Origin of the sequence: Cupriavidus pampae (genome assembly GCF_914271485.1) — a bacterium.
GTDB lineage: Bacteria > Pseudomonadota > Gammaproteobacteria > Burkholderiales > Burkholderiaceae > Cupriavidus > Cupriavidus pampae.
Window position 1 is genome coordinate 107,982 of record NZ_CAJZAG010000004.1, and the last position, 13,076, is coordinate 121,057.

Here is a 13,076-nt window from a genome sequence, read left to right on the forward strand (position 1 = left end):
CCGTCAGGTCGAAGCGTTCAGCGGACGACCCAGCCGTTTGGTGAGTCCATCATGTCCTGGCGCAGTTCATCCTTGCCGCTGCCGTTGACCACGCGGGCGAGGACCGGGAAGGCGCGTTGCACGGCTTCGTCGTGGGTCCAGGGGGCGGCGTCGATGGTGTAGGTGTACGTCACCGTGGTGATATCACGCTGCGCATCCGCGTCGCGCTGGATCGGGGTCCATTTGCGGACCTGCTGCAGGTGGATCTTGCCGTAGCAGAGGTCGGGCTGGCCCGTGACGTGCGCGTTGGCGGTTTCCGGGTGGGCGCGGAAGAACGTGCGGCCGATGTCCGTCAGCGTGTAGCGCCAGGCGGGCACCGTGTCGGACGTGCCGTTGTGCAGATCGCGCGTCATCGTCATGCCGCTCTCGTGCGTGACCAGGCCAGCGTGTTCCAGTGCGTTCATTTGCACGTAGTCGCGCAGCGTGGCGCGTTCGGGCACGTCCGGTACATCGAGCGGCCACGCGTGGCGGCCAATGCAGAGCTCGGCATGGCTGTCGATATGTTGCTGCAGCACGCGCGTGAACGTGTCGGTGGTGGGCGCCGCGGGCTTGCAGCCGGCGAGGCCGATGGCGAGACCCCCGGCGAGCATGGCGTTGGTAAAGAAACGTTGGTTCATCGTGCAGCAGTCTTCTGAGTGGGTGCGGCTTGCGCGGGCGTGGGAGTAGGGGGTGTGGCGGGACCGAACACACCGACATTCGGCGTCGGCTTCGCATCGGCCGGCACCGCATACCCATCGGTGAGCGTGCCCAGAAACGTCACCAGATCCTTCAGTTCATCCTCGGTCATCGGCGTCTTGCTGCCCGCGCGGCGGCCGTCCAGCGGCATCTGATCGTCGATGTTCGCGTGATAACGCGCGGGCAGATCGTCGAATTTGCGCACCTTGCCGTGCGCGTCGCGCGGGTACCAGCGGCCGGGATCGGTATCGCGCGTGTTGTAGAAGTGCACGACTTCGTCGAGCGTATGGAACACGCCGTTATGCATGAACGCCTGACGCGTGGCGACGTTGCGCAGGATCGGCGTCTTGAACATGCCGCAGGTTTCGCCGTTCTTGTCGCCCTTGTTGTTGCCCTTGCCACGCGGGTCCGGCACGTGGTCGGTGCGCAGCGGCCCACACAGGCCCATGTCGAAGTAGTTCGGATCGTCGTTGGCCGGAATCTTCCGATTGCGCGGCACGCCGATCGCGGCAAACGAGTAGTCGCTCGTGATGTCCTGGCTACCGCCATTGCCACCACCGATCAGATGGCACGCCACGCAGTTGCCCTTGTTCGGATCGACGAACAGGCGCAGGCCATGCAGCTCGGCCGCGGTCAGCGTGCCGCCGATCTTGTTGTTGCGGAACAGATCGAACTTGCTCGAATACGGATGGAAGCTGCGATCCTCGGTCTGGAACGATTGCAGCGCGGCGCCGGCCAGTTCGAACGCATGCTTGCGATCGGCAAACGCATCCTGCCCGAAGGCCTGGCGGAACAGGTCGGCATAGGGACCGTGCTCGAGCGCGGCGACCACGGCCTCCGCGCTCGGGTTGGCCATCTCGTTAGCGGCCAGCAGCGGAATGGCGGCCTGCTCGGCGATGGTGTTGGCACGGCCGTCCCACGTCATGCCGCCGCCCGGCGCGGGCGGGCTGATCATATCGGGGTTCTGGAATTCGTCCGAGTACGGCTCGGTGTAATCCTTGTACATCAGCGTTGGCACAGCGCGCGTGCCCGCCTGCTTCATGTCGGCGCCGCCGAGTTGCACCGACAGGTCATTGGCCGGACCATACGCGTGCGCCGGATCGTGGCACGTGGCGCACGAGATGCGGCCGGAGCCCGACAGCGACGGATCGAAGAACATGCGCTGGCCCACCTGTGCGGCGGGCGTGAGCTTCGAGGGCGCGGCGGCAGTCGTGACGGAAGCGCTAACAACTTTGGCGCCAGCATCGGCCGATGGGGCGGACACACCAGCGGTGGAGGAAGCCGACGCGACGGGCGCGGAAGCCGCGGCACCTGTTGCAGCCGGCCCACTGGCCTGCCGCTGATCCTTGCACGCGGCCAGCGACAACGCAGCGGCGGCAAGGCACAAAACGAGGGGGAATTTACGCATGACTGCAGCGCGTGGCAGCGCGCCGGAATGAAAAGCGAAACAAGGCGGGGTGTACGACGGTCGTGGCCACCCTGGCCACGACCGTCACAACGATCAACCTATCAACGCATCAATGCATGGCGAAGATGCCGGTCTGCGTGGCGTCCGCGCCCGTGGCGAGGTTGCCGTTGTTGAAGCTGCCGCTACCGCCCGAACCGGAGGTGGCGCCGCCGGAGATGCGGTCACCAGCCTTCATCACATACGCATGGTTCATCGGACGTACCGCGTCGAAGTGCGCGTCACCGGTGCCCGAGTACTCGGCCAGGTTGGCGAGGTTGTCGGCGATGTACTTCTCGGTGTACTTCGAGCGGTTCATGTACGACGTGTTGATGCCCGGGTCCGACAGCGCGAACATGTTCTGCAGCGTGCGCACGAACGAGAAGTGGCTGTACGAGTCCGAATCCACAACCTTCTTCGGTGCGCCGGCCTGGTTGGTCAGCACGCTGAAGATGGTCGGGCCGTCACCACGGTTGGACTTGGCGTACGTCGGCACCGGCGAAGTGTTGGTTTCGCCAAGCGGCACCGCAGACGTCACCTGCCCACCCACGTTCCAGCCGCAGCACGACGAGCTGCCGAAGAAGCTCGAGCCTTCGTCGAAGATCATCACGATCGCCGAGCGCTTGCTCGTGTTCTTCCACACCGGCGAAGCCTGGATCTTTTCGACCAGATACTTCGCGTAGAGGTCGCCACGGCTGACGATCGCGGTGCCGCCGGTGCAGTTGGCCACGGCGGTGCCGGTGCTGTGCATGTCGTCGCACTGGTCAGGCACGATGTAGTTCAGCGCGCCCACGTCACCGCTCTTGAGGTCATCCTCGAACTGGTGGGTGTTCCACGTGATGTTGTTGGTCTTGGCGTACGTGTCGATGGCCGAATCCCACTGGCCACCGCCGACCGAGCGCGTCAGGTTCTTGAAGAAGTCCGGACGGTTGCGCACGTCGTCGAAGTTGACGGCCGGGTGATGCTTGGTCTTGTACAGGCTCGAGATCATCGGCTCCATGGTGTTGGTGCCGTTGGTCGTATTGGCGCCCAGGATGGCCGCGTTGCCGGCGCCGTCCTTGCGCGGATCCTGGCCCGGGTCCATCGACTCGCTGTAGACGCGCGTCGAGAGGCCGGCCTTGTACGTGGCCGTGAACAGGTTGCGGCGATTCTTGAGGTTGTGGATCGCGGTGTTCGTGCAGGCGCCGAGCGGGACAAAAGCATCAGTCGGCGCGTCGGCCGTATTGCCGGTCGGCAGGCAGTTCCACGCGCTGTCGTCGGACACACCCCAGTCATCGGCGCTGGCGAGCGCGATGTAGTTCGGCTCGCTCGGGTTACCCGTGGAGAAGTAGTTGGCGGCCTTGTTGCCTTCCTGGTTCAGATAGCGATACAGGTTGGGGTACGCCGGATTGTCGATCGACTGGTTGCTGTGATTCTCGAAGATCACCACGAACAGATGGTCGTAGCGCGGAATGCCTTCCGGGTTGAACGCGGCGTCCTGCGCGGCGGTCAGCGAGGTGACCGGATCGGTCTTGGCATCGGACACATAGCCGCGGTCGAGCATCGTGCTGGCCAGCACGAAGCGATTGGCCAGGGCATTGGCTTCGGTCAGCAGGGCCTTCTTCGCGTTGGCGTCGGCAACCGCGCCGGCATTGGCGACCACGTCGGCGGCCTTGACCGTGACGTCGGTGGCCTGCGCCGTGTCGTTGTTGAAGCTCAGGCGCTGGGCCAGACGCGCGGTGGCGTCGGCATAGCTCAGCTTATCGGCTTCGATCAGGCGCACGACTTCGGTCGTCAGCGGGCTGATAACGACGTTGGTGCCGCCCAGCGACTGGTCGGGCGCGCTGCGCAGGACCATCTTTTTGGCGACGTTGACCGACGTGCCGTTCTGGTTCGGATCGGCAAACGTGCTGGTGGTGCCGACCGTGGCCACGAGGCTCGTGCCCTTGACGCTTTGCGGCACGGTCAGCTTGAAGCTGCCGTCGGTGGCCGTGATCGTGCTCGCTTCGCCCTGATCGCACGCGCCGTTACCGTTGACGTCGGCGCAGACCGTGACGTTGCCGTAGGCGATGGCCGTGGGCTTCTGGTCGACGTCGTCGTTGGTGGTCGACTTGGCGTAGTTGACACCGGTCGCGCTCGATGCGGCGGCGCCGGTCGGGTTCTTCATGGTCGCGCCGACGACATTGCCCTGCAGCGTGACCGACTGCGGCGTGGTGTTGCCGCCGTTGTTGCCGGTGCTGGAAGTGGTGGCGTCATCGCCGCCGCAAGCGGCCAGCAGCGCGGCGGCTGCAAGAGCGGTGAGGGCGGTACGGACCGTAGGGGAGTGAGCCAGGTGGCGATATGGCGTGTTCTTATGCATGACTGACCTCTGCGTGTAACTGCGAAGCGTGGGATTTCTCAAGGGGGGTATTGCTGACGGTGGCATGCCGTCGCGCCGTCTAGCGGCAGGCGCGATAGTAGGGTGCGGAAATGACAATTTGATTTCAGATGAAACTATATGACGGGGCCGTGGCTGAATGTCTGGACGTTGTGTCATGTAGGGCGTGGGGCAATAATGCGCGGCATGAGCACACAGCAAACCACCATTCATTTCTCGGCCGAACTCGGCGACTGGATCGCGCGCAGCCTCGCGGCGGGTCATGCCTCCAGCGATATCGTGGAAGCGCTGGTGGCGCAGCAGTTCGATGGCAGCATTGCCGCGCAACTGATCGCCGCGATCGCGCGGGCGCAACATGCGGGATTGCCGCTACCGAGCGGATCGTTGACGGTTGATATGCCGATGCCGGCAGACGTCATCGCAACGGCCGCGGCGTCGCCTCGCTTTGGCAATGGCCCGATACTGACGACGACCGATCGTGACGTGCGCGTGCTGTCGCGCATGGAGGCGCCCGCGATCGTGGTGCTGGAGAGTGTGCTCAGCGCCGACGAGTGCGACGCGTTGATCGAGCTCGCACGGCCGCGGCTCACGCCCTCCACGACTGTCGATCCGTCCACCGGCTTCGATATGGTCAGCGGCAATCGCACGAGTGAGGGGATGTTCTTTCGCCTGGAGGAAAACCCGCTGGTCGCGAGGCTCGATCGACGGATCTCGGCGTTGATGCGCATGCCGGTGGAGAACGGGGAGGGGCTGCAGGTGTTGCGGTATGCGGAAGGCGCGCGCAGTGCCCCGCATTTCGATTTTCTGATGCCGAACAACGCCGCCAACCAGGCGTCGATCGCACGAAGCGGTCAGCGCGTGAGCACGCTCGTGATCTACCTCAACGATGTGCGGGGCGGTGGTGACACCGTGTTTCCCGAACTGGGGTTCGGCGTGGCGCCGCGACGCGGCAATGCGGTCTACTTCGAGTATTGCGATGCGCGCAACCAGCTCGACGCGCGCACATTGCACGCGGGCGCGCAGGTGACGGCCGGGGAAAAGTGGGTGGTGACCAAGTGGATGCGGCAGCGGCGCTTTGTGCCGGCGGGCATGGGCGGCGGCGTAGATATGACCGGCCGCATGTAAAAACCGTCCGCACAAAGAAATACCCCGACGCGCGGGGGCCGTCGGGGTACTAAGAGTTGCCAAGTGCGATGGGGCCGTGTCGATACGACCCTGCGCAAGAGTGTGACGCGTCGGGCGCGGAGCGCCAATAACTCAGCTGAGTTATTGCAGGATGTTGCGGAATAATTGGTGGAAACACTCGAATAAGTCGCGTGCGTTGCAGCATTCCGAACTAAAGAACGCGATTCCGTGCAAGGTTCTGCGACGGCTAATCCGGTTACCTGCCGAAGGCCCAAGAGCGCACGGTTTGCGGCCGATCCGATGACGCGTCAACCGTTTCCATCGGGGCATCCCGCGCGACTGTCGGTCGCCGGATGGTCGGGATATTGCTGCAGTAGCGCACTGACAACACCGTTGGTCCAACCGAAGCCATCCTGCAACGGATACTCGCCGCCGCTGCCGCCTTCGGCCCCGTCACCGTCGCGTCGCAGCCGATATTTCTCGACGAGCTTGAACTCGCGCGTGTACAGGCTGGCCACCGTCGCCAGCCAGCGGTTGGCAATGGTGTCGGCCAACGCGTTGTGGCCGTAGTGACGCAGGCCGCGTACGCCGATCCACTGGAGCGGCGCCCAGCCGTTGGGGCGATCCCATTGCTGGCCGGAGTTGCACTCGGTGGTGGCCAGGCCGCCTTCCTCGAGCAGGCGCGCGGCAACGGCATCGGCCACGCGTGCGGCCTGTGCGGTGGTGGCCAGCCGGAGGAACAGCGGCATCAGCGTGGCCGCCGACAACTGCGGCCGGCGTTCACCGCGATGCCAGTCCAGATCGAGGAACGTGCCCGACGCCTCGTCCCACATCGTCGCGCTGATCGCTTCGGCGCGACGCGCGGCGGCTTCGCGGTAGCGGGAGGCGGCCACGGGGTCACCGGCGGCAGTCGAGAGCTCGGCGAGGTTGGCTTCGGCGTGCCATAGCAGCGCGTTGAGGTCGACGGGTGCGATCGCGGTGGTGCGGATCGTCGCGAGGTCCGCGTCGTCATTGCGACCATGTCCGTTCGTGGCGGACGGAAGATCGCACCAGCGCGAACTGAAGTCCCAGCCCGATTCCGCCGCCGCGCGCAGGTCGCGGAAGACCAGATGCGCGGGGCGGCCGCTGCGGCGCGCGGTGTCGATGTCCTCGAGATAGGCCTCTTCGCGCGGATGCGCGCGATCGTCCCAGTACCGGTTGAGCACGCGACCGTCGGGCAGCATCACCACGCGGCGGTGCGCGGCGCCGGGCCGCAGGAACGACACGCCGTCCATCCAGAACGCATATTCTTTTTGCAGTTGCGGCAGGTACGCGAGGGCATCCTCGATGCCATGGTCCTCGAACAGGTCCACCATCAGCGTGAACACCGGTGGTTGGGAGCGGCTCAGGTAGTACGTGCGGGTGCCGTTCGGAATCAGGCCATAGGTGTCGAGCAGGTACGCGAAGTTGTCGGCCATCGCGCGCATCAGGTCGTAACGGCCGCTGGCCGACAGACCCAGCATCGTGAAATACGAATCCCAGTAATAGAGCTCGCGGAAGCGACCGCCGGGCACGACATAGGGCTTCGGCAGCGGCAGCAGCGAGCACAGCGGCGGATGCTCGCCGGGCTCGCGCGTCAGGACCGGCCACAGGCCGTCGATATGCTCGCGCAACGAGCTGTTCGGGTCGGACTCGTAGTGGTCGTCGGGGATATGCTCGCGCGCGAAATGGGCTTCGACAAAATTTTTCAGCGAGAAGTCTGGCGCGTCGCGCTGCTCACGATAACGCGCGAGGATGATCTCGGGCGCTGCAAGCGGGGCGCAGTCGGGAAACGTCTTGCTGTCCGCGAACAGGCCGCTCGACTGGATGTCGACGAACAGTTCGGCGTAGCGTTCGGCGGGGGACACCGCATCGGCGGAGGGGCAACCATGCAGCGAGCGCGGCTCCGGGCATGGCAGATGCGTGACCGATGGCGCCAGGGCGTGGTAGTGGGCATGGCGTGGCGCGTCGCCGTGCTCGAGTCGCGCGGGATTATTGTTCTGCATAGTTCCACAGGAGGCCGCCATCGACGAACAGCGTGGTGCCGGTCATGTAATCGGCGTCGGCGCTGGCTAGAAACACGGCCAGCCCCGCGACGTCGCCGGGTTGCCCAAGGCGGCCGAGTGGAATGTTGCGCAGCAGCGCGCTCAGTTCGGTCGGGTCGGACATCAGGTTGCGATTGATCGGCGTCTCGATGGCGCCGGGCGCGATGTTGTTGACGGTGATGCCAAGCGGCGCGAGTTCGATCGCGAGATTGCGCATCATCATGCGCAGGCCACCCTTGCTTGCGCAGTAACTCGTGAAGTGCGGGAAGGGCAGTTCCTCGTGGACCGAACTGATATTGATGATGCGGCCTGCGGGATGGCTACCGGACTGGTCGCCTGGTTGTCGCGCTGGTTGTCGATCTTGCAGGTGCTGCACGAACGCCTGCGTGAGGAAAAACGGGCCCTTGAGATTGGTGTCGAGCACGCGATCGTAGTCGGCCTCGGACACGTCGACGAATGGCGCGCGCACTTCGACGCCCGCGTTGTTGACGAGAATGTCGAGCGGGCCGGCAGCCTGCACGCCGGCCGCGATCATCGCGCGTGCATCGGCGACCTTGCCGACGTCGCCACTGACGAGGAACACACGCCGGCCGGTCTGGCGGATCTGCGCGACGGCCTGTTCGGCCTCGGCATTGTCGCGATGCGCGGCGATGACGACATCGGCGCCTTCCTGCGCGAAACGCAGCGCAATCGCCTGACCGATCCCGGCAGCGGCGCCGGTGACGAGCGCGGTCTTTCCCTGCAGTCGCATGTGAGCCCTTTCGCATGAGTGCCGATCACTGTCAGAGTGATCCGTACTGTGCAAAGTTCAACGCGCGACCCGAGGCCCCTACCCGAAGCCGCAGGGTGTCGGCCCCGGCGGTTCCAGCCCAAGCAGCCGTAGCACCATCGTCGCCGCCTGTTCCACGCTGCCCTGATGCGCGGGCATGACAAGGTGCGCGAGTTCACGATAGATCGGTTCGCGCGCGCGGTACAGCGCTTCGATGCGCGCGCGCGGATTCTCGCCCTGCAGCAACGGCCGATTGCGATTACGTCGCGTACGGCGCCATACCTCGGACAACGACGCATCGAGGTAGACCACGCGCCCGCGCGTGCGCAGCATCTCGCGATTCTCGGGCCGCAGCACCGCGCCGCCACCGGTGGCCAGCACGATACCGCGCTGCCGCGTGAGCTCGTCGAGCATGCGTGTCTCACGCAGCCGAAAGCCCTCTTCGCCCTCGAGCTCGAAGATCGTCGGAATGCGCACGCCGCAACGCGATTCGATCTCGTGATCGGTATCGAAGAACGGCCGCTCCAGCCGACGCGCGACCGCCCGACCGATGGTCGTCTTGCCGGCGCCCATAAATCCGATGAGAAAAAGATTGTCGTCGTCCAAGATGGTGTCGCCGCCCAGTCGAGCGACGTGTCGTGCGCTTTCAGAACGGTAGCACGATCGCGTCACGAATCAAGGGGCCATCGGTTGGGAAAAAGACGCGCAAATACACCGCTACGGACGGCGTTATGCATATGTATTAAGTATCGGTACATAGCTAAACATATATTTTACGTGCGACCTCGCCGGTGATACCGTCACGCTCCAAGTAAACCGGCCAGTTCGACCGGATACGTTGGAGGAGACCAGATCATGACGACCGGAACATCCGGCCAGCGGCGCTACGCGCTGCTGGCTGCCGCTTTTGCGGCTACCTTGTTGCTCGGTGCCTGTGGCGGGGGCGATGACGCGCCTGCTTCGGCCGGCAATACGACACCTCCGCCTGCTGGCGGTAACCCGTCTGACCCGGGTAACGGGGCTGGCAATCCGCCGCCGGCGCTCAGCGCGCAGGAAGCCTGCGCCGCGCTGGGCGGTGCGGCGGTGGATGCGTCGAAGATTGCGCTCGCCACCGGTGGGGCCAAGGTGGGGGCGGCGACGCTGATCGCGGCCGATGCCACGGGCAACAAGCTCGGTGAGTACTGCCAGGTGCGTGGGACCATCGCGCCGATCGATCCGGCATCGCAGAGCATCAACTTCGCGGTGAACCTGCCCACGCAGTGGAACGGCAAGGGGATCCAGTTCGGTGGCGGCGGCTTCGACGGCACGCTGATCGACGGTACGGAGACGGTGCGCTTTGCGCTGCCCGACGATCCCGCACCGCTGTCGCGCGGCTACGCGACCTGGGGCGACGACTCCGGTCACCAGAGCACAAGCATCACCGATGGCCGCTTTGCGACCAACGATGAACAGTTGCGCAACTACGGCGGCGACACACTGAAGAAGACGCACGACGTTGCGCTCGCGCTGATCCAGCAGCGTTATGGCAAGGCGCCCACGCGCGCTTACTTCCTTGGTACGTCCACCGGCGGCCGCGACGCGCTCAGTTATATCCAGCGCTGGCCGACCGACTACACAGGCGTGATCGCCAACGAGCCGGCGCTCAACTACACCGGCACGCGCCTGTCCAACGTGGCGCTGGGCCGCGCGTTGTATCTGAACGGCGGCGCGGGCTGGCTCAACCTGAACAAGACGCTGCTGGTGCAGAACGCGGTGATGTCCGCGTGCGACACGCTCGACGGCGTGGCCGACAAGGTCATCAGCAACGTCGAAGGCTGCCGGCTGAGCTCGATGCAGGTGCTGCAGAACCTGCAGTGCCCGGGCGGCACCGATACCGGCGACACCTGTCTGTCGCTGGCCCAGATCGCGACGGTCAAGGTCATCGAGCAGCCGCTGCAGCTGACGTATCCGCTCGCCAACGGCGTGACGGTGGCGGGTGGCTACAACATTCTCGAGGGCGCGCTGGTGGCGGGACCGTTCACCACGCGTGACCTCGGTACTCGTGCGGTGCCGGGCAATCCGGCCACCACGGCGGACGCCAATATGTACCTGACCGGCGACCAGTGGACCAAGTACTTCGTCACGCGCAATGCGACGATCGACACCCTGACGTTCGATCCCGCGAGTCCCGGCACCTGGACCTCGCGCGTGCAGGACGTATCGGCGCAGACCGATGCGACCAATCCGAACATCACGCCGTTCCTCGCCAACGGCGGCCGGCTGATCCTGCTGCATGGCCTGGCCGATGAAGTGATCAGCCCCAATTCGACCATCGCGTGGTTCAAGGCGGTGACCAGCACGGTGGGGCAGGCGGCCGTCGATCAGGGCATTCGCTTCTACACGGTGCCGGGCATGGGCCATGGCACGGGCAGCTTCCTGCCGGCGTGGAATTCGCTGACCGCGCTCGAGAACTGGGTGGAGATGGGCGTGGCGCCGGGCACCATGCAGGTCATGGATTCCAACGCGCAGACGTATGGCCGCACGCGGCCGCTGTGCCAGTATCCGGCATGGCCGAAGTTCAAGGGCGCGGGCAGCGCGGATGCCGCGATCAACTACACGTGTGAAGGCGCTTCCGGCGCGGTACAGGCCTGCCTGAACATGCCGACCACGCCGACCACGTGGAAGGGCGGCAACACGAACGGCGAAGAGCTGTCGGTGCGGATCGATCCGGCCACGCTCGGTTACACGGTGACGATCGACGCGAGCCTGCAGCGTGCTGCCGGCACCGTGCGCAGCGGCCAGTTGGTGCTGCAAAGCGGTTGCACGTACAACAGCGACGAGAATGGCGCGCGCTTCACGGTGACCGGTGGCGGCGTGCTCGCCGGCGGCGTGGCCCCGGCCGCGGGTGGTGGCTTTCTGCCGCTGGTGGCGTTCCAGAACACCACGGCGGACTTCAAGGCCGTGGCGGACATCTACAACGTCAACGGCATCCTGAACACGGGCGGCACGGTGTCGATGGTCAATGGCTCCGCGCGCATGCGCTCGTCGGCGGCCACGTGGCAAACCTGCAAGGATCCGGTCAACGGCTATATCGTCTACGACGCGGCCTGCACCCCGACCACCAAGGGCTACATCGCCTGGAATGCCACGCGCAATGCGTTCGATGCCTTCGACACCGGCGCCACCACCGGCACGACCGGCGGTACCGCGATCGGCTCGGTAGTGGGCGGCCTGGTCAATGGCACGCCCGTGCCGCTGATCCTGACGCGTAGCGCCACGGCGTTCGGCATGAGCGTGTATGCGAAGCAAACCACGACCATCACCGGTTCGGCGGACGGCAACTTCCGCATGATGTCGACGGATGGCTCGCAGTTTGCGGCGGTGCTCGCCGGCACGTCGATCACGCGCGATGGCACCGCGGGTACGCTTGCGTACAACCTGCCGGTGCTGGGCGTGATCCAGTCGGGCGGCGGCGTCGCGGCGACCTATCTCAACAACGGTGGCCTGCTGTTCGGCACCTTCAACAACAAATTCGAGATCGGCCTGCTGAACTAAGGCCGAAACACCCGGATAACAACGACAAATCGCGGAAGTTGAAAACACTGGGGCCCCTTGCGGGGCCCCTTTTTATTGGCTGATAGCTTCCTCGCCGCGCTTGCGGTGCCGTGTGGCTATGCGGTGCGTCAGCGCCACCAGTGCCGCCAGCGCGGGGTCCTGATCGGCCGCCCGATAGCCGAGCGTCAGCGGCGCGCGCAGGCGGTCCACCTCCACCATGCGGCAGTAGGCCACGCCGTGGCGGTTGAGGCCAGCCATCGAGGCGGGCACCACGCTCACGCCGGCGCCGGCGGCCACGAGATTCAGGTTGGTGAGCATGCGCTCCACCTCGGCACCGATGCGCGGCGAAAAACCGAGCGCCTCGCACTCGCGCAACAGGTCGCCGTACATGCCTGGCGCACCGGGACGGCGCACCAGGATAAAGGGATCGTCAGCGAGCTCGCGCAGCGACACCGGCGTATGCGCCGCGACGCCCGCCGCGCTGCGCTTGCGCAGCAGCGGATGATCGAGCGGCAGGGCGATCACGAGTTCTTCCTCGAGCAGCAGATCGAACTGCACGCCATCGGGATACAGCACCGGTGCGCGCACGAACGCGGCGCTGAGCTTGCCGTCGGCCAGTTGCTCGATGGCCTCCGCGGCATTGCATTCGGACAGCGACAGCGCGACGCGCGGAAACTGGCGCCGGCACGCGCGCAAGACTTCGGGCGTGAGCTTGTGCGCGGCGGCGGAACTCGTAAAACCGATCGCCAGCGCGCCCTCATCGCCACGGGCCATGCGCTGCATGCGCGTGCGCATGCGGTCGATGCGCGCGAACAGGTCTCGCGTGTCATCGAGCAACGCGGTGCCGGCCGGCGTCAACGCGACGCCGCGCGGCTGTCGCTCGAACAACGTCACGCCGAGCTCGGTTTCGAGCGCCTTGAGTTGCTGGGAGAGCGGCGGCTGCTGGATGCCGAGTTGCTCGGCAGCGCGGGTGACTGACCCCGTTTCCGCCACCGCGAGGAAGTAGCGCAGGTGTCTCAGCTCCATGGCAGGTACATACCGGATAAATATACGAGAGGCACAAAGTATATA

Annotated in this window: 9 protein-coding genes; 2 read left to right on the plus strand and 7 right to left on the minus strand. The window is 65.5% G+C overall.

Annotated elements, in window-relative coordinates; genetic code table 11:
* Positions 1 to 17 precede the first annotated feature (17 nt).
* The 3 genes from LDO41_RS11380 to LDO41_RS11390 form a co-directional block, all read right to left on the minus strand.
* Entirely contained in the window at positions 18 to 656 is a 639-nt protein-coding gene (locus LDO41_RS11380; protein ID WP_223987638.1) for a hypothetical protein, read from the minus strand.
* Entirely contained in the window at positions 653 to 2,122 is a 1,470-nt protein-coding gene (locus LDO41_RS11385; RefSeq protein WP_223987654.1) for a cytochrome-c peroxidase, read from the minus strand. Before LDO41_RS11385 ends, LDO41_RS11380 begins: the two co-directional genes overlap by 4 nt.
* 109 nt (positions 2,123 to 2,231) lie before the next feature.
* On the minus strand, positions 2,232 to 4,496 hold the full coding sequence (locus LDO41_RS11390) for an alkaline phosphatase family protein (protein ID WP_223987657.1): 2,265 nt from the start codon (positions 4,494 to 4,496) through the stop codon (positions 2,232 to 2,234).
* Between the two features lie 204 nt (positions 4,497 to 4,700).
* Between LDO41_RS11390 and LDO41_RS11395 the strand changes: the two genes are divergently transcribed.
* Positions 4,701 to 5,639, plus strand: coding sequence for a 2OG-Fe(II) oxygenase (locus LDO41_RS11395; protein WP_223987659.1), 939 nt, complete (start codon positions 4,701 to 4,703; stop codon positions 5,637 to 5,639).
* Positions 5,640 to 5,947: 308 nt separating this feature from the next.
* On the opposite strand, the gene treF is transcribed toward LDO41_RS11395, so the two are convergent.
* The 3 genes from treF to LDO41_RS11410 form a co-directional block, all read right to left on the minus strand.
* Entirely contained in the window at positions 5,948 to 7,663 is a 1,716-nt protein-coding gene (treF, locus tag LDO41_RS11400; protein ID WP_223987675.1) for an alpha,alpha-trehalase TreF, read from the minus strand.
* Complete coding sequence (locus tag LDO41_RS11405) at positions 7,650 to 8,453, minus strand: SDR family NAD(P)-dependent oxidoreductase (RefSeq protein ID WP_223987678.1); 804 nt, start codon at positions 8,451 to 8,453, stop codon at positions 7,650 to 7,652. The genes treF and LDO41_RS11405 overlap by 14 nt, the downstream gene beginning before the upstream one ends.
* Positions 8,454 to 8,531: 78 nt before the next feature.
* Positions 8,532 to 9,077, minus strand: coding sequence for a shikimate kinase (locus tag LDO41_RS11410; protein ID WP_290370878.1), 546 nt, complete (start codon positions 9,075 to 9,077; stop codon positions 8,532 to 8,534).
* A gap of 249 nt (positions 9,078 to 9,326) precedes the next feature.
* Here LDO41_RS11410 and LDO41_RS11415 point away from each other — a divergent pair, with 249 nt between their 5' ends.
* On the plus strand, positions 9,327 to 12,005 hold the full coding sequence (locus tag LDO41_RS11415) for a tannase/feruloyl esterase family alpha/beta hydrolase (RefSeq protein WP_223987695.1): 2,679 nt from the start codon (positions 9,327 to 9,329) through the stop codon (positions 12,003 to 12,005).
* A 72-nt stretch (positions 12,006 to 12,077) separates the two neighbouring features.
* Here the strand turns inward: LDO41_RS11415 and LDO41_RS11420 are convergent, their stop codons facing one another.
* Positions 12,078 to 13,031, minus strand: coding sequence for a LysR family transcriptional regulator (locus tag LDO41_RS11420; RefSeq protein WP_223987697.1), 954 nt, complete (start codon positions 13,029 to 13,031; stop codon positions 12,078 to 12,080).
* Between the last annotated feature and the right edge of the window lie 45 nt (positions 13,032 to 13,076).